Origin of the sequence: Methylobacterium sp. FF17 (genome assembly GCF_025813715.1) — a bacterium.
Classification (GTDB): Bacteria; Pseudomonadota; Alphaproteobacteria; order Rhizobiales; family Beijerinckiaceae; genus Methylobacterium; species Methylobacterium flocculans.
In genome coordinates this window covers 4,475,353-4,496,103 of sequence record NZ_CP107532.1, presented here as the reverse complement: position 1 = coordinate 4,496,103, position 20,751 = coordinate 4,475,353, and the positions used below count along the sequence as shown (strand labels likewise).

Genomic DNA, 20,751 nt, shown 5'->3' with positions numbered 1-20,751 from the left:
AGCGGCGTCGCGATGACGGACGACGAGGAGTTTTCCATGAACCCGCTCAAGGCTCTCTTCCCCGAACAGGGTCAGGCCGTGTGGCTCGATTTCGTCGCCCGGGGCTTCGTGGCCCAAGGCAAGCTCAAGGCCCTGGTGGACGCGGACGGCCTGCGCGGCGTGACCTCGAACCCCTCGATCTTCGAGAAGGCCATCGGCGGCTCGTCGGAGTACGACGACGCCCTGAAATCCGTGATGGACCAGGGCGATGCCCGCGTCATCGACCTCTACGAGGGCTGCGCGGTGGCCGACATCCAGGCCGCCGCCGACGTGCTGCGCCCGGTCTACGACGGATCCGACGGCGCCGACGGCTATGTCAGCCTGGAGGTCTCCCCCTACCTCGCCCTCGACACGGACGAGACGCTGGCCGAGGCCCGTCGCCTCCACAAGATGGTCGCGCGCGACAACCTGATGGTGAAGGTGCCCGCCACCCGGGAAGGCATCCCGGCGATCCAGGCCCTGACGGCGGACGGCATCAGCATCAACGTCACGCTGCTCTTCACGGTGGACACCTACGAGGCCGTGGCCCGCGCCTTCATCGCGGGCCTGGAGGCGTTCGCCGCCAAGGGCGGGGACGTCTCGCGGGTCGCCAGCGTGGCGAGCTTCTTCATCAGCCGCATCGACGTGGCGGTCGACAAGGCGCTGGACGAGACAGGCGGTTACGACGACCTCAAGGGCAAGGTCGCCATCGCCAACGCCAAGCTCGCCTACCAGCGCTACAAGGCGATCCATGCCGAGCCGCAATGGCAGGCGCTGGCGGCAAAGGGCGCCAAGGCGCAGCGCCTGCTCTGGGCCTCCACGGGCGTGAAGAACAAGGCCTATTCCGACGTGCTCTACGTCGAGGAGCTGATCGGCCCCGACACCGTCAACACCATGCCGCCGGCCACCATGGACGCCTTCCGCGACCACGGCACCCTCAAGGCCGCCATCGAGGACGATGTGGCGGGGGCGCAGGCCGTGATGGCGCGCCTGGCCGAGGCCGGGATCGACATCGCGAAGGTCGGCGACACCCTGGTGGACGAGGGCGTGCAGCTCTTCATCGACGCCGCCGACAAGCTCCTCGGCGCGGTGGCGGGAAAGCGCATCGACCTGCTCGGGCCGAAGCTGAACGCCCAGACCCTCGTGCTCGACGAGAGCCTGAGCACCGCCGCCAAGAAGGCGGTGGAGGCATGGCGCGCCGCCGGAAAGATCCGCCGGCTCTGGGCCCACGACAAGACCGTGTGGAGCGGCGCCGACGAGGATCGCTGGCTCGGCTGGCTGCGCATCGTCGAGGACGAACTCGAGCGCGTCTCCGACTACGAAGCCTTCGCCGAGGAGGTCCGGGCGGGCGGCTTCACGGACGTGGTCGTGCTCGGCATGGGCGGATCGAGCCTCGGGCCGGAGGTGCTCGCCGAGACCTACGGCGCCCGCGCGGGTTTCCCAATCCTGCGCATCCTCGACTCCACCGAGCCCGATCAGGTCCGCGAGACGGAAGCCGCGATCCGGTTGCCGACCACGCTCTTCATCGTGGCGAGCAAGTCGGGCTCCACGCTGGAGCCCAACGTCTTCCGCGACTACTTCCTCGGCCGGATGAAGGACACGGTCGGCGCCGACAAGGCCGGCGCGCACTTCGTCGCCGTCACCGATCCCGGCTCTGCCATGGAGAAGGCCGCCCAGGCGGACGGCTTCCGGCGCATCTTCCACGGCGTGAAGCAGATCGGCGGACGCTACTCCGTGCTCTCGGCGTTCGGCCTCGTGCCGGCGGCGGCCTCGGGCATCGACGTGAAGGCCTTCCTCGACATTGCCCGGACCATGGTGCGCTCCTGCGGCCCGGCCGTGCCGCCGGCCCAGAACCCCGGCGTGCTGCTGGGCACCGCCCTGGGATCCGCCGCGCTCACGACGGGTCGCGACAAGGTCACGATCATCGCCTCGCCGGGCATCGACACCTTCGGCGCCTGGGCCGAGCAGCTCATCGCCGAATCCACCGGCAAGGCGGGCAAGGGGTTGATCCCCATCGACGGCGAGCCCGTCGACGTGCCGGCCGTCTACGGCCGCGACCGCTTCTTCGTGTACCTGCGCCTCGATAGCCGCGCCGACCCCCGCCAGGACGAGGCCGTGCGCAACCTGGAGCGCGAGGGCCATCCGGTGGCGCATGTCGCGTTGGCCAACGAGGAGCAGCTCCCGCAGGAGTTCTTCCGCTTCGAGATCGCCACGGCGGTGGCGGGCGCGATGCTGGGGATCAACCCCTTCGACCAGCCCGACGTCGAGGCGAGCAAGATCGAGACGAAGAAGCTGTTCGACGCGGCGGAGGCGAGCGGTTCGCTCCCCTCCGAGACGCCGATCTTCTCGGACGAGACGATCGCGCTCTACGCGGACCCGCGCAATGCGGGCGCCCTGCCCCAGGCGGCGGAGGGCCTGGAGGCGGCCCTCGCCGCGCATCTCGCCCGCGCCAAGGACGGTGACTACGTGGCGCTGCTCGCCTACGTGGCGCGCAATCCCGGCCATCACGCGATCCTGCAGGAGGCCCGGGTGGCGCTGCGCGACAAGCGCCGCCTCGCGACCTGCCTCGAATTCGGGCCGCGCTTCCTGCACTCCACCGGACAGGCCTACAAGGGCGGCCCGGATACCGGCGTGTTCCTGCAGATCACAGCCGACCCGTCCGCGGATCTCGCGATCCCCGGCCGCAGCCTCGGCTTCGGCACGGTGGTGGCGGCCCAGGCGCGGGGCGACTTCGCGGTGCTGGCCGAGCGCGCGCGCCGCGCCCTGCGGGTCCACATCAAGGGCGGGAACATCGAGGCCGGGCTGAAGCGCATCGCCGCCGCCATCAAGGCGGCGCCGTAGCGGCTGCGCCTCCGGGCGCCCGTACGACGTCAAAAGGAACGCCCGTTCCCTGCCGGGGACGGGCGTTCCTGCTTTCATGGAAGGCTGGCCTGTCGAAGTTCATGCCGGGCCTCAACCGGCCCCGCCCTTGGGTCGGAGCCTGGTTTCGGCCCGTGAGCCTCAGACGCGGCGTTCGCCGTAGGCGCTGGCCGGCGAGACGGTGCCGAGACGGCCGCCGAGGAAGGCGGCGAGCGCACCGAGCACCAGCGCGAGGGCGGCGTAGAGCGAGCCCTGGGCGGCGGTGCTGCGGGTCGCCTCGGCGGCCGCCTCGGCCTTCCTCTTGGTCTCGGCCAGGGTCTGCTCGTACTGCTTGCGGTAGTCCTGGACCTGGGCCCTGGCCTGCTCGGGCGGGATGCCCTGCGCCTTGGCCAGGGCGTCGGCGGCCTTCTGCTCGGCCTGGGCCTGCTGGGCGGCGTCACCCGACAGGTAGCCCCGCACCGCGTCGGCGGCGGCGTTGCGCAGGGCCTCCGGATCCTGGTTTCCGCTCGCCTGGCGGACCTGGCGCTCGATGCCCTCGAGGGGGTTGCCGACCTGGGTCAGCGAGGGGGCCGCCGTCTGCGCCGCCGTCTGGACGGTGCCGCCGATCGCCGAACCGGCGCCGCCGAGCACGCTGGTGAGGCCGCCGAACGCGCCGCCGAGGATGCCGCCCGCCGCCGAGGTCAGGAGGTACACGATCACCAGGGTGGTCACCGCCCAGGAGACGAGTCCGTGATAGGCGCTGGTCGGGCCCACCGGCTTGCCGGAGAGGCGGCCGGCGAGAAAGCCGCCGATCAGCGAGGCGACGATGCCGGAGCCCACCCACCAGAGGCCGGCGCCGGTGGAGAGCGAACCGACGCTCGGTGTGTCGTTGCCGGTGGGGTTCAGGGTGGCGAGGCCGATGCCGAGGCCCACCAGGTTGAGGATCATCTGGGCGACGAGGGCCGTGACGGCGCCGGCGAAGATCGCGCCCCAGGAGACCTGCCAGGAGATCTGCCAGGAGACCTGAGAAGAGATCTGCGAAGGGGCGTGCGACGAGGCCTGATTCACGGGGACCGCGCGGCCTTCGGCTTTGGGAACGGGTGTGGGAGAGAGGGCCAAGGACGAACTCCTGGGAAATCGGCGTCGAAACGGCGACGGTCCGGATGTCCCGTCGCCGGGGCACGGCGTCGCCGACCGGTCCGGAATGCGGTGCGGCGGATCGGACCGACGAACGCGGCCCCATCCCCCCATCAACGCCCGTGACCGTGGCATGTGCGCTCCGGTCCGGCGTGTTTCTGACCGATTGCCCAGAAAATATGCGCTCGGGTCGCGACCGCGCGGAGCCGTGCATCGACGCAATGCCGCCGATCGCCCGATCCGAGATCCCGATTCGTTGCCGGATTCCTCGCCCGATTCCTCGCCCGATTCCTCGCCCGATTCCTCGCCCTATTCCTCGGCTTCGAGCCCGGCCAGGGTCGCCGTCAGCTCGCAGATCACGCCCTCGGGCCGGTAGGTCAGCAGCGCGTGACCACCGAACGCCCCCGCAAGCCCACGCTCGATCAGCCGGGTGCCGAACCCGCGCCGATCCGGCGCCGTGACGGTCGGCCCACCGCCCTCGATCCAGCACAGCCGGATGATCGGCTCCGCACCGGAGGTGTCGATCTGCCAGGACACGGAGACCGAGCCCTCGGGCACGGACAGCGCCCCGTACTTGACCGCGTTGGTCGCCAGTTCGTGGACGATCAGCGCCAGCGACAGCGCGGCCCGCGATCCCACGTGCACGGAGGGCCCCGCGAGGCGCAGGCGGCCGCGTTCCGCATCGTCGTGGATCGCCAAGGCGCCCCGGACCACGGCTTCCAGGCTGGCGCTCTCGCGCTCGCCGGTGAGCAGGAGGTCGTGCGCCTTGCCCATCGCGAGGAGCCGGGCCGATAGCGCGTGGCGGGCGTCCTCGAGGGTCACGGCGTTGCGCATCGTCTGGGTGGCGATGGCCTGCACCATCGCCAGGGTGTTCTTCATGCGATGGGAGAGTTCGCGGTTCAGCGTCGCCTGGACCTCGTCCGCCCGCAGGCGGGCGATCCCGACCTGCACCCGGTCGGCGACGTTCCGGGCGAACGCGATCTCCTCCGGGGCCCAGGTGCGCGGCGCGGGGCTGTTGACGAAGAGCAGGCCGACGGTCCGGCCCCGCTCGCGCACCGGCACGTTGAGCATGGCGCGGATGCCGAGCGCGGTGAACGGTTCCGCCTCCGCTGCGGTCCGGATGTCGCTCCCGACGTCGGTGACCGCGAGGGTTTCGCCCCGTTCGATGCCGGCGCCGATGCTGCCGTAATCGGCGAGGCGGTGGCGTCCCGTCAGCCGGACCTCGCCGGGCAGGGCCCAATCCTCCGGGACCGTGACGAACGCGCCGGTGCGGTCCAGTTCGCCGTATCCCGCCCGGCTCGCGTTCAGGGTCCGGCCGACGATCTCGGCCGCCTTGGCCGTCATCTCCGGGATGGTGCCGATGTCGCGCAGCTGGTCGCCGAGCTCGATCAGCGCGAGGCGGCGGTTGGTGGCGGCCCCGGCCTGCACTTCGGCGGCCTGCATCCGCGCCAGTTGGCGGCGCTCGCGCAGCAGGATCATGACCTGCCGTGCCAGGCGCCGCAGCGCTTCGGCCTGGTCCTCGCTGAGCCCGTCCGGCCGGGGCTGGTGGTCGATGACGCAGAGGCTTCCGATCACGCGTCCGCTCGGCATGCGCAGCGGCGCACCGGCATAGAAGCGGATATGGGGCTCCCCCACGACCAGCGGGTTGGTGCGGGTGCGCGGATCGGTCGTGAGGTCGGGAATGACGAGCAGGTCCGGCTCGCCCAAGGCGTAGACGCAGACGGAGCGGCTGAGATCGGTCTGGCAGTCGGGGAACCCCACCCGCGCCTTGAACCACTGCCGATCCGCCGCCACCAGGCTCGCGAGCGCGACCGGGGTCTGGCAGATCAGGCGAGCGATCTGAACCGCGTCGTCGAATCCTTCCTCGGACGCCGTATCCAGGACGTCGAGGGCTTCGAGTTCGGCCAATCGATCCGGATCGGACGTGTCGACCTTCACACTATCCTGGGCCAGGTGACTCATCTTGCCGGAACGAATGCGCGCTGGGAGCGGTCATACCGTCCCGCTATTCCTCTGTCATGTTCCATCTCGTCCCTGCGGGGACGCGGCCGCTGCCCGTCCCGGCGCAGGCGTCCTTCCAGATCGCGCACGAAGCCTGCCACGGGCGGCGGGTCATCGAAGCCCGAACGGTCCGACGCGGGCGCGGGCTCATCCCGCGGCCCGCTTCTCGAGATGGAGGTAGGCGGGATCGAATTCGGAGCTGCGGCGCAATTCCTCCCAGTCCTGGATCACCAGGGTGTGGCTGTGCAGGACGATCAGGCCCCGGCCGCGCATCTCCTGCAGGATGCGGTTGACGTGCACGGTCGACAGACCGAGGGCATCAGCCAGTTCGACCTGCTTGATCGGCAGGTGGCAGCGGCGGTCGCCGGCGAGGCCGGCCGCCTCCAGCTTGAGGTACGTCTCGCAGAGGAGGTGCGCGACCCGGCCGAAGGCGGTCCGCCGGCCCAGGCCGACCATCCAGACGCGAAAGATGGTGCCGTCGATCAGCGTCTCCCGCCAGAGCAGCCCCCCGAGGCGCGGGTGGCGCAGCATCACCGCGTGCAGGGCCTCCTGTGGGATGAAGGCGACGGCGGCCTCCGTCATCGTGCCGAGGCTGTGATCCATCACCGGCAGGTGCAGGCCGTGCAGGTCGGGAAGGTCGCCGGGGATGTGAAAGGAGAGGATCTGCCGCCGGCCCTCGCCGAGGATCTTGTAGCGGCAGGCCCAGCCCTCAAGGATGAGGCAGCACCGCACGGGCGTGTCGCCCTCGCGCACGATGTCCTGCCCCGCCGGAAGCTCACGATACCGCGCCGGCAGGCCGAGGATCGCCGCGCGCTCCGCGTCCGAGAGCGGGGCGATGGCCTCGAGCTTGCGGACGAGCGCCGTCGGAGCGTGATTTTCGAAGGTCCGGGACATCGCAGCTTCGCCTCGCATGGGCAGCGGAAGCGCGCGTCACTTCCAGCCAATGGCACCTGTGCGGGAACCGCCGCTGGTGAAGGCAACCTTAGACCTATGTGGATCGCGCGTCCTAACCTGCGTTAGGTTGTGTCGGCCGGCCGGTGCCCGGTGCAGTATCGTACATTTCCGCCGGGTCGGCGGCGCCGCTCATCCCCCGAATCCGTTCTCCCGTCCCCAGATGATCGCCTCGCCGCGCCGGTGGATGCCGAGCTTGCGGTAGAGGGCGGCGGCGTGGTTGCGCACGGTGTTGGGTGTCAGCCCGAGGCGCTTGGCGATAGCGGCGTCGCCGAGCCCCTGGCAGATCAGGCGCAGGACCTCGGCCTCGCGCCGGGTCAGCTCCGGCCGGGCCGGGGCCGCCCCCGGACCCCCGGGATGGCGCAGGCTCCCGAGCTTCTCGATCAGGCCCCGGCTGAACCAGGAGGTGTCGGCCATCACGGTCTCGATCGCGTCGAACAGTTCGCGCTCGGAGCGCTTGCGGTCGCTGATGTCCTGAAGGACGGCCAGCAGGCAGGCCTCGTCCCCGATGGTGACGCTCTCGGCGGAGACGAGGCAGTCCATCTCGGTGCCGTCCCGGCCGAGCAGGCAGGCCTCGAAGCCGAGGACGCTGCCCCCCGCGGCCAGATCCGCCGCGAAGCGCGCGTGCTGGGTCCGGTCGGCCCAGAGGCCCACGGCGTCGAGCCCCTCCCCCATCACCACGTCCTCGGCATGGCCGAAGACGCGGATGAAGGCCTCGTTCACGCCGAGCACGGTGAGCCCCTCCGCCCGGCACAGCAGGGTGGGCACCGGGGTCAGGCGGAAGGCCTTGGCGAAGCGCTCCTCGCTGTGGCGCAGCGCCGTCTCCGCCTTCTTGCGCAGCTCGAGGTCGGCGAAGGTGAACAGCATGCAGGGCTCGTCGCCCATGGCGATGGGCTGGCCCGCCACGATGACGAAGCGGGTTCCCCCGTCGGGCAGGCGCAGGCAGGCCTCCATCTGCGGGATGGTCTCGCCCGCATTGAGGCGCGCGATGGCGAGGTCGCGGCTGCGGGCCTCGTTCAGCACGTCGACCTCGTAGACGCTGCGCCCGATGACGTCCTCGCTGCGATAGCCCGTCATCTCCAGGAAGCCGAGATTGACCTTGACGTGGCGCAGGTCCGACAGCCGGCAGATCAGGGCCGGGGCCGGATTGGCGTTGAAGGTCTTCTCGAAGCGCGCCTCGGCCTCGAACTGCGCGGTGACGTCGGCCAGGATCAGCACGAGGCAGTCCGGGGCCCCCGCCGCGTCTGTGAGGACGAGGCTGCGGATGCGCTGCATCGCGTCGAAATCCGGCCGGTCCGTCCGGCGGACGTTGACGATGACCTCCTCGAAGGTCTCGCCCGCCAGCAGCCGGTCGATGGGCGTGCGGGCGATGACGTGGTGGTTGCGGTAGCGCAGCGTGAAGCGCCCGCGATAGGCCGCCACCGTGTCGCCGAGTTCGGCGAGGTCGTCCGCGCCGTGCATGGCGAGCGCCGCCGCGTTGGCCCAGGTGATGCGCTGGTCGGGCTCGATCAGGATCACGCCCTCGGTGAGGCCGGCGATGATCTGGTGGAGCTGGGAACGGTCGACACCCGTCGTCAAAGGTCGTGGCATCCTGCGTGCGGAGCGGGGCCCGTCGTGGGAGGGGCCCGTGCGTTGCGTCCGTGTCTCTCGCGGCGAACGGAGCGGTTGGTTGGAACGAACGCGGCCGGAGGGCGAGTCGTTGCCGATCCGGGCGCCCGGGGGAAGCGTGGCCGTCGGCTTGCATACCGTATTCCCACGGAATCCGTCCTCCCCGGACGCATTCCGCCCGGAATCCGAACGCGAGACCCCACGATGTGCCAGGGTGACGATCCGAACTGCGCCCATTTCGCCGAGCATCGGGCCCGGTTCCTCGACGACCTCGCGCCGGAGCGGCGGGCCTTCCTGAAGAGCGGCTTCGTCGCCTCCGGCGGGGCGGCGGCCCTGATGGCCGGTGGCCTCACCCTGCCGGGCCGGGCCCTGGCGCAGGCGAGCGCCCGCGAAGGCCTCAGGCAGACGGCGCACTATCATCTGCCGGCCACCGCCGAGACGGTCCACTGGGGCTATTTCAGCCGCAACCTGAAGCCCCGCGTCGAGATCGAGTCCGGCGACTACGTCACGATCGAGACCTTGACCCACCACGCCAACGACGATGCCGAGCGCATGGTGACGGGTGATCCCGGTGCCGAGAGCGTGTTCCGCTGGAGCAAGGGCAGCAAGGGCGTCGCGCGGCGCGGCGCCGGGCCGGAGGACACGAGGTTCGGTCCCGGCGGCGGCCTCGGCGTCCATATCTGCACCGGGCCGGTGGCGATCCGGGACGCCGAGCCCGGCGACGTGCTGGAGGTGCGCATCCTCGACGTCGCGCCCCGCCCCTGCGTCAACCCGGCCTTCCGGGGCCGCACCTTCGGCAGCAACGCCGCCGCCAACTGGGGCTACCACTACAAGGACATGATCACCGGAGACCGGCCCCGCGAGGTGGTGACGATCTACGAGGTCGATGCCACCGGCGGGCGCGACTGGGCGCAGGCGGTGTACAGCTTCCGCTGGCCCGGCGTCACCGATCCCGACGGCATCGCGCACCCGACCATCGACTATCCGGGCCTGCCGGTGGATCACGCCCGGACGCAGCGCAACTTCGACGTGCTCAAGGGCTACCGTGTCCCGATTCGCCCGCATTTCGGCACGATGGGTCTGGCGCCCAAGGAGGCCGAGATGGTGAACTCGATTCCCCCGAGCTACACCGGCGGCAACATCGACAACTGGCGCATCGGCAAGGGCGCGACCCTGTACTATCCCGTGGCCGTGCCGGGCGCGCTGTTCTCGGTCGGCGACCCCCATGCCAGCCAGGGCGATTCCGAACTCTGCGGCACCGCCATCGAGTGCTCGCTCACCGGCACCTTCCAATTCGTCCTCCACAAGAAGGCCGACCTGCCCGGCACCGCCCTGGAGACCCTCGACTTTCCCATGATCGAGACGGCGGAGGACTGGGTGCTCTCGGGGTTCAGCTACCCGAACTACCTCGCCGACCTCGGGCCCGACGCGCAGAACGCGATCTTCTCCAAATCCTCCCTCGACCTCGCCATGCGCGACGCCTTCCGCAAGATGCGCCAGTTCCTCATGCACGGGCACGGGCTCACCGAGGACGAGGCGATCTCGCTGATGTCCATCGCGGTGGATTTCGGCATCACCCAGGTGGTGGATGGCAACTGGGGTGTCCACGCCATCGTGAAGAAGGCGATCTTTCCCGCGCGTCCCGCCACCTGATCGGGCGCGTCCCGGGCCCGGCGCTATGGCGCCGGCGCCACAGGCGGGGGCGTTCCCCGGGGCGTTAACGAACCGGTTACCATGAAAACCTAGCGGCTGACGGAAACGGGGCGCGATCGGGCGCCCCCGGACACGCAGCATGGCCGCCGTCGCATTCCTCCTCTCGCCCGGGGACTTCGCACCCGGGGACTTCGCACCCTGGAACTTCGCACCCTGGAACTTCGCACCCTGGGATTTCGCCGGACACCACCTCGACCTGTTCGGGACGGGGGGCCTCCTGCTCGGGTTCGCGGCCGGGCTGATGCCGGGGCGGCGCGGGATGCTGCTGGCATCCGCGGCCTGCGCCGCCTGCTTTGGCCTCCACTACCTCCATCTCGGCGCACTCACGGGCGCGGCGATGTGTGCGATCGCGATCCTGCAGACCCTGGTCTCGGCCTACGCCATCGGGCCGGGCTGGCGGGCCGCCTGGGTCATACCCCTGTTCGCGGGAAGCTCGCTCGCCGCCGCCGCGACGATGCTGGCGACCTGGAGCGGCTGGCCCTCGGCCTGCGCCGGGCTCGGCACCCTGCTCGCGACGGCGGCGCGCCTGCAGGGCGAGGCGGGGACGATGCGCCGCCTCTTCGTCGGCGCCAGCCTGTGCTGGGCCCTGCACAACGGTCTCGTCGGCTCGGTCTTCGGCCTGACCTGCGACCTGCTCACCCTGACGGGGCTCGGGATCGCGCTGCTGCGCCAGCAGAGCCCCGTTCCGGCGCGATCGGATTGGGCGCCCGACGGCGTCGCGGCGGGGTGAGGTGCCCGCCGGCGGCGCGTTCAGCCGCCGACGATCCGTCCGTCGAGGCCGAGCAGGCGTCCGAGGCCCCGCACCCGGTTCAGGATGCGGTCGCCGGGGAGCGCCGTCTGGTCCGGGGGCAGCGTCAGGGTCACCCGGCCCTCCTGGACCAGGACGGGCAGGCGGCCGAGCGCGCTCTCCATGCCGGCCGAGAGGGGGAAGGCGAGGCGCAACAGGCCGCCGAGCAGGCGAGCGCGCTCGAACAGGCGGGGCCCGGCGAGGTTGCGCAGCATCGGGCTCGCCTTCTCGGGCGCGATGCCCTCGTGGCGGAAGTAGATGGCCAGCGCCAGGTAGGCGCGCCCCGGATGATCGATGCCGACGAAGCCCGCGTGGGTGATGACGTTGACGCTCTGCTCGCCGCGGTAATCGGGGTGGGCCCGCCAGCCGATGTCGGAGAGCAGGCAGGCGGCGTGGCGCAGGCGGCGCTCGTCGGCGGTCTCGGGCGCGTCGAGGCTCGCGATGAAGCGGTCGCTCCAGGCGATCAGGTCGTGGGCATGGCCCGGCGAGCGGGCGCGCAGGGCGTTCAGTTCGGCGGCCGCCGCCAGCAGCGGGTCGGCGAGCCGCGCGTCGCGGTCGAGCTGCTCGTAGAGCAGGCCCTCGCGCACGCCGGAGGCCGAGACCGCGAGTTCGCGCGGGCGCCCGATGCGGATGATCTCCTCCAGCACCACAGCGCCGTAGGCGAGCAGCGGGCGCCGGGCCTCCGACACGCTTTCCACGTCCTGCAGGAGGGCGGCGTCGGTGCGCTCCACCATCTCGAGGAAGTTCAGCTCGTCGGAGGGCTCGACGCTGTAGCCGTGCATCACGTGGAGGGGGTAGCCCCGGGCCGACTGGTGCAGGCGGGCCAGGGCGCGCCAGGTGCCGCCCACCGCATAGAAGCTGCGCCCGCGCAGGGTCTCCAGCTGCGGGGCCGCCTTCTTCAGGTTCTCGCGGACGATCTTGAGGGCCTTCTTGACCGAGCCGCCGGAGAGATCCTGCAGGGCGAGGCCGCCCAGCGGCATGGTCACGCCCATGCCGACCGTGGCCCCGCGCACGTCTACGAGTTCGAGGGAGCCGCCGCCGAGGTCGCCGACCACGCCGTCGGGGGCATGGAACCCCGAGATCACGCCGAGCGCCGAGAGCTCGGCCTCGCGCCGGCCGGAGAGCAGCTCGATGCGCTGGCCGCAGGCGGCCTCCGCCGCCGCCAGGAAGTCGGGTCCGTTCTCGGCGTCGCGCGCGGCGGCGGTGGCGAGGACGAAGACCCGCGTGACCCGCATGGTCTCGCAGAGCACCCGGAACCGCGCGAGCGCCAGCAGGGCCCGGCGCACCGCCTCCTCGTTGAGTCGGCCCGAGGTGAGCACGTTGCGGCCCAGGCCGCACAGCACCTTCTCATTGTAGAGAGGCGTCGGTGCCCGGGTCAGCCCGTCATAGGCGACGAGCCGCACCGAGTTCGAGCCGATGTCGATGATCGCCACCGGTTCGATATGGTCCCCGGTCCCGTGGAACGGCGTTCCCCGAAAGGGTTGGGGGCGGGCAGGGTCGAGGCCCATGCGGGCTCCTCCGAACGGTCCGTCAGCCACGCTGCGCGCGTCGGCTCAGGGCGCGCGGGCTCGACTTCTTCGACGACTTTCCGCGCCCGGACAGGCTCGGGTTCGTCATGAAATACTTATGCGCATTGAACGGCTCTTCCCCTTCGGCAGGTTGGATCCGCTCGCTGGCGCCCGACGCCAGTACACGCCAGCTCTGGCGGTTGTCGAGGAGGTTGGCGAGCATGATCTGGTCCAGCACCTGCTGATGCACCGTCGGGTTGGTGATCGGCAGCAGCGCCTCCACCCGGCGGTCGAGGTTGCGGCTCATGAGGTCGGCCGACGAGATGTAGACGGTGGCCTTGGGGTGGGGCAGCCCGACGCCGTTGCCGAAGCAGTAGACGCGCCCGTGCTCGAGGAAGCGCCCGACGATCGATTTCACCCGGATCGTCTCCGAGAGGCCGGGGATGCCGGGCCTGAGGCAGCAGATGCCGCGCACCACGCAGTCGATCTGCACGCCGGCCTGGGAGGCGTCGTAGAGCGCGTCGATGATCTGCTGGTCGACCAGCGAGTTGCACTTCAGCCAGATCGCCGCCGGGCGCCCGGCCCGGGCATGGGCCACCTCCGCCTCGATGTCCTCCAGGAGGCGTGGCTTCAGGGTGAGCGGCGAGACCGACATCCGCTCGAGTTCGGCCGGTTCCGCGTAGCCGGTGATGTAGTTGAAGATGCGGCCGACATCGCGCGCCACCGCCGGGTCGGCGGTGAAGAAGGAGAGGTCGGTGTAGATGCGCGCGGTGATCGGGTGGTAGTTGCCGGTGCCGACGTGGCAGTAGGTGACGAGCCGGTCGCCCTCGCGTCGCACCACCATCGACAGCTTGGCGTGGGTCTTCAGCTCGATGAAGCCGAACACCACCTGCGCGCCGGCCTTCTCCAGGTTGCGCGCCCAGCGGATATTGGCTTCCTCGTCGAAGCGGGCCTTCAGCTCGACCAGCGCCGTGACGGACTTGCCGAGTTCGGCGGCTTCCGCGAGCGCCGCGACGATCGGCGAGTTCGAGGAGGTGCGGTAGAGCGTCTGCTTGATCGCCACCACGTTCGGGTCGCGGGCGGCCTGGGCGAGGAACTGCACCACCGCGTCGAAGGACTCGTAGGGGTGGTGGACGGTGAAGTCCTTCTGGCGGATCGCCGCGAACACGTCGCCGCCGCTCTCGCGGATGCGCTCGGGAAAGCGCGGGTTGTAGGACTTGAACTTCAGGTCGGGCCGGTCGATCCCGACGATCTGCGAGAGCTCGTTGAGGGCGAGCATCCCCTCCACGAAGATCACCGCGTCGCTGCCCATCTCCAGTTCGTCGGCCACGAAGGCGCGCAGGTCCTCCGGCATCCCGGCCTCGATCTCGAGGCGGATGACCACGCCGCGCCGGCGCTGCTTCAGGGCGCTCTCGAAATGCAGGACGAGGTCCTCGGCCTCCTCCTCGATCTCGAGGTCCGAATCGCGGATGACCCGGAAGGCGCCCTGCCCGCGCACCGCGTAGCCGGGGAAGAGCCGCCCGGTGAACAGGATGATGACCTGCTCGATGGCGATGAAGCGGGCGGTGGCGTCGTTCTCCGCATCCGGCAGCCGCACGAAGCGGTCGAGCACCGCCGGCAGGCGGATCAGCGCGCGCAGCGTCCGCCCGTCGCGCGGGCGCACCAGCATCAGCGCCACGGTGGAGCCGAGGTTGGGGATGAACGGGAACGGGTGCGCGGGGTCGATGGCGAGCGGCGTCAGCACCGGAAGGACGTGGTTGAGGAAGTAGTCCTCCAGCCAGGCCTTGTGCTCCGGGGTCAGGCCGGCGGGCTCCATCAGCTCGATGCCGACGCCGAGGAGGTCGTGGCGCAGCTCACGCCAGCGGGTCTGCTGGTCGAGGGCGAGGCGCGAGACCTCCGCGCCGACGCGCGCCAGCTGTTCGGAGGGGGTGAGGCCGTCCTGCGAGGGCAGCACGAGGCCGGCGCGGACCTGATCGTGCAGGCCGGCGACCCGCACCATGAAGAACTCGTCGAGGTTGTTGGCCGAGATCGAGAGGAAGCGCAGCTGCTCCAGCAGCGGGTGGTGGGGATTCGAGGCCTCCTCCAGCACGCGCCGGTTGAACTGCAGCCAGGAAAGCTCGCGGTTGACGAAGCGTTCGGGCGAGTGCCGGAGCGCGAGGCCCGCCTCGCGCACCGAATCACGGGCCTCCACCCCGGGCGTCACCTCGATGGGCGCGGGAAGCTCGCCGGCGGAGGGCAGGTCGAGGTCGGCATCCGGCAGGGCGTCGGGCACGGGAGGAGCCTCCTGGGGCGTCGTCTCGGAGACGGACTCGGGAGCGGACTCGGAGACAGGCTTGGCGGCCAGGATGGCGGCGGCATTGCGTTGCGCGGCGACCCTGCGCGGGGCGGTGCGGGCCGCCGGCCGTGGACGGGTCTCGGTGCCGGGCGCGTTCGCGGTGCCGGGTGCGTTCGCCGTGCCATGCGCGTGCTCGGTGCCATGCGAATCCTGCGATGTCGTGCCGGTCTTCGCAGGGGTCGCGTCCGAGTCCATATCCGCCAAGGCTCTCTCCTTCATTGAGGTGCGGCTTCCTAGCACGGGCCGGCCCGCTCTTCTTGACCCTTCGGTGACAATCGCCCGCCGGTAACGACTTCACGCTGGCCGGGAATGGCCCGGGACGGACCTTACGGGGCGGCGTCGGGGTCGGATTCCTCGTCGTCCTCGGACCCCTCCGCGCCGAAGCCGAGCCGGTCCAGCACCGCCAGCGCCAGGGGCCGGGTGATGCGCCGGCCCCGGCTCAGGGCGTCGCGGTCGAGGGCCGTCACCACCTCGCGGGCGCGTCCCAGGGAGCGGTCGATGCGCAGGGCCAGGGCCTCGACGATGGCGAGGTCCACCACGAGCTGGCGGTCCACGAACAGCTTCACCAGGACGGCGCGCAGCAGGGCGTCGTCGGGCGGCAGGATCGTGGCGCCGGGGGCGAGCCGCAGGCGCGAGCGCAGGTCGGCCGTGGTCAGGCCCAGGGCCTCCACGGAGAGGGCGGAGGTGACGAGCACCGGGCAGGCGCGTTCGCGGGCGAGATTGAGGAGGTGGAACAGGGCCGCCTCGTCGCGAGGCTCGGCGTCGATGTCCTCGATCACCAGGGCGCCGTTGGAGAGGAAGCGCGGCACCGTGGCGGCGGTGATCTCGGCGGCCTTCGCGGTCCAGGCATGCGAGCGCGTCGCCCAGATCGAGGCGAGATGGCTCTTGCCGCTGCCCGAGGGGCCGGTGAGCAGGCAGACCGTGTCCGGCCAGTTCGGCCAGGCCTCGATCAGCGCGTAGGCGGCCTCGTTGGCCGGGCCCACGAGGAAGTCCTCGCGGCCGTAGCGCGGGTCGGCGGGCAGGTCGAAGGCCAGCTGCTTCGGAGGGACGTTGTCGCGGGAGGTCATTGCGGGTCGCGCTGGATCAGGAGCTTGGAGCCGGTCCCATCATAGAGCGGGCTGCGGAGATAACGCTCCAGGGCGAAGCGCACCAGCACGCCGAGGGAGGCCGCCACCGGCACCGCCAGCAGCAGGCCGAGGAAGCCGAACAGGGAGCCGAAGGCGAGGAGCGCGAACATCAGCCAGACCGGGTGCAGGCCCACGGATTCGCCGACCAGCTTGGGCGAGATGATGTTGCCCTCCAGGAACTGCCCCACGACGAACACGCCGATGGTGAGGCCGAGGTGCAGCCAGTCGGAATCCGGCCAGAACTGCGCCAGGGCGACGCCGGCCGAGAGCAGGAACCCGGTCAGCGTGCCGACATACGGGATGAAGGTGAGGAAGCCCGCGATCAGCCCGATCAGCACGCCGAAGTTCAGGCCCACGCAGAACAGCCCCACGGCGTAGAACGTGCCGAGGATGAGGCAGACCAGGGTCTGGCCGCGCACGAAGCCCGTCACCGCCCCGTCGATCTCGCGCCCGAGGCGCCGGACCACCGGGCGGTGGCGCGGGGGCACCCAGCCGTCGACGGACGCGACCATCCGGTCCCAGTCGACCAGCAGGTAGAACGCCACCACGGGCGTCACCACCAGCAGGGAGGCGATGGAGATCAGCGCCTGGCTGCCGGTCCAGAGGGATTTGAGGAAGGTCAGGAACCAGGTGCCCCCCTGCCCCACCAGGGTGCCGACCTGGGATTGCAGGTCGGTGAGCACGTCGGCACCCCCCATCCGCTGCAGCAGCGGCCCCGCCCGGTCGGCGAGGATGCCCTGCAGCCGCGAGACCATGCCGGGCAGGGTCGCCACCAGCGCCGAGACCTGGTTGGCGGCAAGCGGCACCACGAGGAGCAGGACCACCACCAGTCCCACCACGAAGACCGCGAGGATGAGGAGCGAGGCCGAGAGCCGCCCGAGCCCGAGGCGCTCCAGTCGGTCGGCGATGGGATCGAGGAGATAGGCCAGCGCGAGGCCCGCCACGAAGGGCAGCATCACGTCGGCGAGCAGGTAGAGCAGGAGCGCCAGGCCCGCGAGGGCCATCAGCCCGATCATCGCCCTGCCGCGCATCGGCCGTTCCCCGCTCGGATCGTCGTTGAGGGCCCAACAGTGGGAAGCCGAGCGGGTGCGGTCAAGCCTGCGCTTGGAGCGAATCATGCTGTCGGCCGCCGTTCGCCTCCGTGCGGCGGCCGCGCCGGGACCGGCATTCCGCGAATCGAAGCCTGCCGCATCCCCCCGACGTGGCGGACGTGGTTCGCGACGCCGCGATCCGCCCCGGATCCCGTCGGAGCGGGATTGCAACGGCGCGACGCGCCATTCCCGACTCGCCGAGACCGGCGCGACCCGTTAGAGCAGCGATCGAAGGACGTTGAGACGAGGTGCCGATGACGGCCGAACACGGGAACGGAATGACCTACGCGGAGGCGGGCGTCGACATCGATGCCGGCAACGCCATGGTCGAGACGATCAAGCCGCTGGTGCGCGCCACCCGCCGGCCGGGCGCGGATGCCGAGATCGGCGGCTTCGGCGGGCTGTTCGACCTGAAGGCCGCCGGCTTCAAGGATCCGATCCTGGTGGCCGCCAACGACGGCGTCGGCACCAAGGTGAAGATCGCCATCGAGACGAACCGCCACGACACCATCGGCATCGACCTCGTGGCGATGTGCGTGAACGACATCATCGTGCAGGGCGCCGAGCCGCTGTTCTTCCTCGACTACTTCGCCACCGCCAAGCTGGTGCCGGGGGTCGGCGCCGACATCGTGCGGGGCATCGCGGCGGGCTGCCGGATCGCCGGCTGCGCCCTGATCGGCGGCGAGACCGCCGAGATGCCGGGCCTCTACGATGGGTCCGACTACGATCTGGCCGGCTTCAGCGTGGGCGCGGCCGAGCGCGGCACCCTGCTGCCGCGCGGCAACATCGTGCCGGGCGACGTGGTGCTGGGCCTGCCCTCCTCGGGCGTGCATTCCAACGGCTTCTCGCTGGTGCGCCGCATCGTCGAGAAGAGCGGCCTGTCCTACGACGATCCCGCCCCCTTCGAGCCCACCCGCTCCCTCGGCGAGGCCCTGCTGGAGCCGACCCAGATCTACGTGAAGCCCCTGCTCGCCGCCCTGAAGACCACGGACGGCATCAAGGCGCTCGCCCACATCACCGGCGGGGGCTTTCCCGACAACCTGCCCCGCGTGCTCCCCGACGGCGTCGGCATCCGGATCGACCTCGACGCGATCATCCCGCCGCCGGTCTTCGGCTGGCTCTCCGAGGTCGGCGGGGTCGCCGAGGCCGAGATGCTGCGGACCTTCAACTGCGGCATCGGCATGGTCGTGGTGGTGGCGCCGGACAGCGTCAGCGCCGTCTCGAAGGCCCTCGACCTTGGCGGTGCCTCTCCGGTCCGCCTCGGGCGGATCACCCCGCGCGGCCCCGAGCCGGTCACCTTCGAAGGCCGGCTCGCCTTCTGATGCGCGCTTCGCGAAAAGTCCGGGTCGCGATCCTGATCTCGGGGCGCGGCTCGAACATGGCCTCCCTGGTCGCGGCGGCGCAGGCACCGGACTACCCGGCCGAGATCGTGCTGGTGGCCGCGAACCGTCCCGACGCCCTCGGCCTCGCCACCGCGTCCGGGCATGGCATCGCGACCCGCGCCCTCGACCACCGGGCCTATCCCAGCCGCGAGGCCTTCGACGCGGCGCTCCAGGCCGAGCTGGCGGTGGCGGACATCGACCTCGTCTGCCTCGCGGGCTTCATGCGGATCTTCTCCGCCGGCTTCGTCGAAGCCTGGGCCGGCCGGATGATCAACATCCACCCCTCCCTGCTGCCCCTGTTCAAGGGGGTGCACACCCACGAGCAGGCGCTCGCGGCCGGGGTCCGCCTGCACGGCTGCACCGTGCACTACGTGGTGCCCGAACTCGATGCCGGCCCGATCATCGCGCAGGCGGCCGTCCCCGTGCGGCCCGGCGATGATGCCGACGCGCTCGCCGCCCGCATCCTGGTGCAGGAACACCGGCTCTATCCCCAGGCCCTGGCCCTGGTGGCCTCCGGGCAAGTGCGGCTGGAGGGCGCGCGGGTGGTGTTTTCGGAAGGTCTGACGGGGGCGGAAGGGGCGTTGCTCAGCCTGTAGCGGCGGGCTCCGACCAAGTTGGGACGCAGGCCTCCGTCCGATCCGTTCGGGTACAGTCTTTCGGGGTCGGACCAGCACGCGCCTCGATAACCGTTATCAGCTGCCGGCATGATGTGCGTCGATCGGAGGATCGATCGGCCCGGCAGCGCGAATCTCGGTGCGAGGCTCGAAAGCGACGTGACCACCCTGGTCCAGAGCGGTCGATATCCGTCTCGAAGCGAAGTGCTCCGGGAGAGTGCACGGCTGGTCGAAGAGCGCGAGAGGCGGCTCCTCGCCCTCGCCGCGGCGATTGCGCATGGCCTTGCCGATGCCGATGCGGGCCGGGTCGAAGCCGTCGCCGATATCGCCGAACGCCTCACGGCGAACTATCAGGCTCGGGCGGAGTCCGACGTCTCGTGATCGTCCGCCTCATCGAGGCGGCCGAAGCGGATCTCGCGCGGATCGGTGACGTCATCGCGCAGGACAAGCCCGTCCCCGAGCCGTGAGCTTCGTGAACGCGCTCCTCGCTCGCTGCCTCCGTCTGGCCGATGCGCCTCACGGATTTCGCTGGTGCCGCGCTACGAGACCTCGGGTGTCCGGCGCCGGTCGTACCGCGCGTACCTGAACTTCGACCGCGTCGCGGCCGGACGAATCGACGGGCTGCGCATCCTCAAACGGGTGCAGGATTACGCGGCGATCCTGTGCCCGTCCGGGTGATCCGGCTCACGCGTTGGGCAGATGCGTCGCCAGCGCTTCGAGCACCGCCATGCGCACGGCGACGCCCATCTCGACCTGCTCGCGGATGAGGGATTGCGCCCCATCGGCGATCTCCGAGGAGATCTCGACGCCCCGGTTCATCGGGCCCGGATGCATCACCAGGGCGTCGGGGGCGGCGAGCCGGAGCTTGTCGGCGTCGAGCCCGAAATAGCGGAAGTATTCCTTCACCGAGGGCACGAAGGAGCCGTTCATGCGCTCGCGCTGCAGGCGCAGCATCATGACGATGTCGCAGCCCTCCAGACCTTTGCGCATATCGGTGAAGACCTCGCCGCCGAAGCGCTCGATGCCGGTGGGCAGAAGCGTCGAGGGGCCGATGATGCGCACCCGGGCGCCGAGCGCCTGGAGCAGGATGAGGTTCGAGCGCGCCACGCGGCTGTGCAGGACGTCGCCGCAGATCGCGACGCGCAATCCCTCGATCCGGCCCTTGTTGCGGCGGATGGTCAGCGCGTCGAGGAGCGCCTGGGTCGGGTGCTCGTGGGCGCCGTCGCCGGCATTGACCACGGCGCAATCGACCTTGCGGGCCAGGAGGTGCACGGCGCCGGCCGCGTGGTGGCGCACCACGATGATGTCGGGCCGCATGGCGTTCAGCGTGGCGGCGGTGTCGATGAGGGTCTCGCCCTTCTTCACCGAGGACGAGGCCACCGACATGTTCATGACATCGGCGCCGAGGCGCTTGCCGGCGAGCTCGAACGAGCTCTGCGTGCGCGTCGAGGGCTCGAAGAACAGGTTGATCTGGGTGCGGCCGCGCAGGGTGGTGCGCTTCTTCTCGACTTGGCGCGACAGCGCGACGGCGTCCTCCGCCCGATCGAGCAGGATCTCGATGTCGGGTCGGGAAAGCCCCTCGATCCCGAGCAGGTGCCGGTGGGGGAAGCTCTGGGGCGCGGCTGTCATGCTGGGTCCAGG

Annotated in this window: 16 protein-coding genes; 7 read left to right on the top strand and 9 right to left on the bottom strand. The window is 70.8% G+C overall.

Annotated elements, in window-relative coordinates:
* The first annotated feature begins 36 nt into the window (after positions 1-36).
* Positions 37-2,859 (top strand): bifunctional transaldolase/phosoglucose isomerase, encoded by a 2,823-nt coding sequence (locus tag OF380_RS21560; protein ID WP_264051434.1) that lies wholly within the window; start codon positions 37-39, stop codon positions 2,857-2,859.
* A gap of 159 nt (positions 2,860-3,018) precedes the next feature.
* Here OF380_RS21560 and OF380_RS21555 read toward each other — a convergent pair whose 3' ends face one another.
* The 4 genes from OF380_RS21555 to OF380_RS21540 all read right to left on the bottom strand — a co-directional run bounded on the left by OF380_RS21555 (position 3,019) and on the right by OF380_RS21540 (position 8,523).
* Positions 3,019-3,891, bottom strand: coding sequence for a PhnA-like protein (locus OF380_RS21555; protein ID WP_264051433.1), 873 nt, complete (start codon positions 3,889-3,891; stop codon positions 3,019-3,021).
* A gap of 411 nt (positions 3,892-4,302) precedes the next feature.
* A complete protein-coding gene (locus OF380_RS21550; protein WP_264047430.1) occupies positions 4,303-5,955 on the bottom strand; it encodes a GAF domain-containing protein in 1,653 nt (550 codons plus the stop codon).
* Between the two features lie 186 nt (positions 5,956-6,141).
* Entirely contained in the window at positions 6,142-6,888 is a 747-nt protein-coding gene (locus OF380_RS21545) for a Crp/Fnr family transcriptional regulator (protein ID WP_264047428.1), read from the bottom strand.
* A 189-nt stretch (positions 6,889-7,077) separates the two neighbouring features.
* A complete protein-coding gene (locus OF380_RS21540) occupies positions 7,078-8,523 on the bottom strand; it encodes a helix-turn-helix transcriptional regulator (protein ID WP_264047426.1) in 1,446 nt (481 codons plus the stop codon).
* Between the two features lie 234 nt (positions 8,524-8,757).
* Between OF380_RS21540 and OF380_RS21535 the strand changes: the two genes are divergently transcribed.
* Together OF380_RS21535 and OF380_RS21530 are read left to right on the top strand one after the other, a co-directional pair.
* Positions 8,758-10,206 carry an acetamidase/formamidase family protein gene (locus OF380_RS21535; protein ID WP_264047424.1) on the top strand — a complete coding sequence of 483 codons (1,449 nt, stop codon included), beginning with the start codon at positions 8,758-8,760 and terminating at the stop codon, positions 10,204-10,206.
* A 139-nt stretch (positions 10,207-10,345) separates the two neighbouring features.
* The gene (locus OF380_RS21530) at positions 10,346-10,996 is read left to right on the top strand and encodes a YgjV family protein (RefSeq protein ID WP_264047422.1); all 651 of its coding nucleotides are present in this window, start codon (positions 10,346-10,348) and stop codon (positions 10,994-10,996) included.
* 20 nt (positions 10,997-11,016) lie between these two features.
* Here the strand turns inward: OF380_RS21530 and ppx are convergent, their stop codons facing one another.
* From ppx to OF380_RS21510, 4 genes are all read right to left on the bottom strand, one after another.
* Positions 11,017-12,561: an exopolyphosphatase gene (ppx, locus tag OF380_RS21525; RefSeq protein WP_264047420.1), complete on the bottom strand. Its 1,545-nt coding sequence runs from the start codon at positions 12,559-12,561 to the stop codon at positions 11,017-11,019.
* A 22-nt stretch (positions 12,562-12,583) separates the two neighbouring features.
* Positions 12,584-15,091 carry an RNA degradosome polyphosphate kinase gene (locus OF380_RS21520; protein ID WP_264051432.1) on the bottom strand — a complete coding sequence of 836 codons (2,508 nt, stop codon included), beginning with the start codon at positions 15,089-15,091 and terminating at the stop codon, positions 12,584-12,586.
* A gap of 131 nt (positions 15,092-15,222) precedes the next feature.
* A complete protein-coding gene (locus OF380_RS21515) occupies positions 15,223-15,963 on the bottom strand; it encodes a P-loop NTPase family protein (RefSeq protein WP_264047418.1) in 741 nt (246 codons plus the stop codon).
* Entirely contained in the window at positions 15,960-17,054 is a 1,095-nt protein-coding gene (locus OF380_RS21510; RefSeq protein ID WP_264047416.1) for an AI-2E family transporter, read from the bottom strand. Before OF380_RS21510 ends, OF380_RS21515 begins: the two co-directional genes overlap by 4 nt.
* A gap of 314 nt (positions 17,055-17,368) precedes the next feature.
* On the opposite strand from OF380_RS21510, the gene purM reads away from it, so the two are divergent.
* The 4 genes from purM to OF380_RS21490 all read left to right on the top strand — a co-directional run bounded on the left by purM (position 17,369) and on the right by OF380_RS21490 (position 19,788).
* Positions 17,369-18,436: a phosphoribosylformylglycinamidine cyclo-ligase gene (purM, locus tag OF380_RS21505; RefSeq protein WP_264047414.1), complete on the top strand. Its 1,068-nt coding sequence runs from the start codon at positions 17,369-17,371 to the stop codon at positions 18,434-18,436.
* On the top strand, positions 18,436-19,092 hold the full coding sequence (gene purN / locus OF380_RS21500) for a phosphoribosylglycinamide formyltransferase (RefSeq protein WP_264047412.1): 657 nt from the start codon (positions 18,436-18,438) through the stop codon (positions 19,090-19,092). Before purM ends, purN begins: the two co-directional genes overlap by 1 nt.
* A gap of 111 nt (positions 19,093-19,203) precedes the next feature.
* The gene (locus OF380_RS21495) at positions 19,204-19,491 is read left to right on the top strand and encodes a type II toxin-antitoxin system ParD family antitoxin (protein ID WP_264051431.1); all 288 of its coding nucleotides are present in this window, start codon (positions 19,204-19,206) and stop codon (positions 19,489-19,491) included.
* Between the two features lie 150 nt (positions 19,492-19,641).
* A complete protein-coding gene (locus OF380_RS21490; protein ID WP_264047411.1) occupies positions 19,642-19,788 on the top strand; it encodes a hypothetical protein in 147 nt (48 codons plus the stop codon).
* A gap of 6 nt (positions 19,789-19,794) precedes the next feature.
* Here the strand turns inward: OF380_RS21490 and OF380_RS21485 are convergent, their stop codons facing one another.
* The gene (locus tag OF380_RS21485) at positions 19,795-20,739 is read right to left on the bottom strand and encodes an aspartate carbamoyltransferase catalytic subunit (protein WP_264047409.1); all 945 of its coding nucleotides are present in this window, start codon (positions 20,737-20,739) and stop codon (positions 19,795-19,797) included.
* Positions 20,740-20,751: the final 12 nt, after the last annotated feature.

What these genes read in the sequence shown, in the direction of transcription:
- OF380_RS21510 (WP_264047416.1), bottom strand. Translation starts at nt 17,054, where the DNA reads ATGCGCGGCAGGGCGATGATCGGGCTGATGGCCCTCGCGGGCCTGGCG.
- OF380_RS21495 (WP_264051431.1), top strand. Translation starts at nt 19,204, where the DNA reads ATGTGCGTCGATCGGAGGATCGATCGGCCCGGCAGCGCGAATCTCGGT.
- OF380_RS21560 (WP_264051434.1), top strand. Translation starts at nt 37, where the DNA reads ATGAACCCGCTCAAGGCTCTCTTCCCCGAACAGGGTCAGGCCGTGTGG.
- OF380_RS21485 (WP_264047409.1), bottom strand. Translation starts at nt 20,739, where the DNA reads ATGACAGCCGCGCCCCAGAGCTTCCCCCACCGGCACCTGCTCGGGATC.
- OF380_RS21520 (WP_264051432.1), bottom strand. Translation starts at nt 15,091, where the DNA reads ATGGACTCGGACGCGACCCCTGCGAAGACCGGCACGACATCGCAGGAT.
- OF380_RS21535 (WP_264047424.1), top strand. Translation starts at nt 8,758, where the DNA reads ATGTGCCAGGGTGACGATCCGAACTGCGCCCATTTCGCCGAGCATCGG.
- purN (WP_264047412.1), top strand. Translation starts at nt 18,436, where the DNA reads ATGCGCGCTTCGCGAAAAGTCCGGGTCGCGATCCTGATCTCGGGGCGC.
- OF380_RS21530 (WP_264047422.1), top strand. Translation starts at nt 10,346, where the DNA reads ATGGCCGCCGTCGCATTCCTCCTCTCGCCCGGGGACTTCGCACCCGGG.
- purM (WP_264047414.1), top strand. Translation starts at nt 17,369, where the DNA reads ATGACGGCCGAACACGGGAACGGAATGACCTACGCGGAGGCGGGCGTC.
- OF380_RS21545 (WP_264047428.1), bottom strand. Translation starts at nt 6,888, where the DNA reads ATGTCCCGGACCTTCGAAAATCACGCTCCGACGGCGCTCGTCCGCAAG.
- OF380_RS21515 (WP_264047418.1), bottom strand. Translation starts at nt 15,963, where the DNA reads ATGACCTCCCGCGACAACGTCCCTCCGAAGCAGCTGGCCTTCGACCTG.
- OF380_RS21550 (WP_264047430.1), bottom strand. Translation starts at nt 5,955, where the DNA reads ATGAGTCACCTGGCCCAGGATAGTGTGAAGGTCGACACGTCCGATCCG.
- ppx (WP_264047420.1), bottom strand. Translation starts at nt 12,561, where the DNA reads ATGGGCCTCGACCCTGCCCGCCCCCAACCCTTTCGGGGAACGCCGTTC.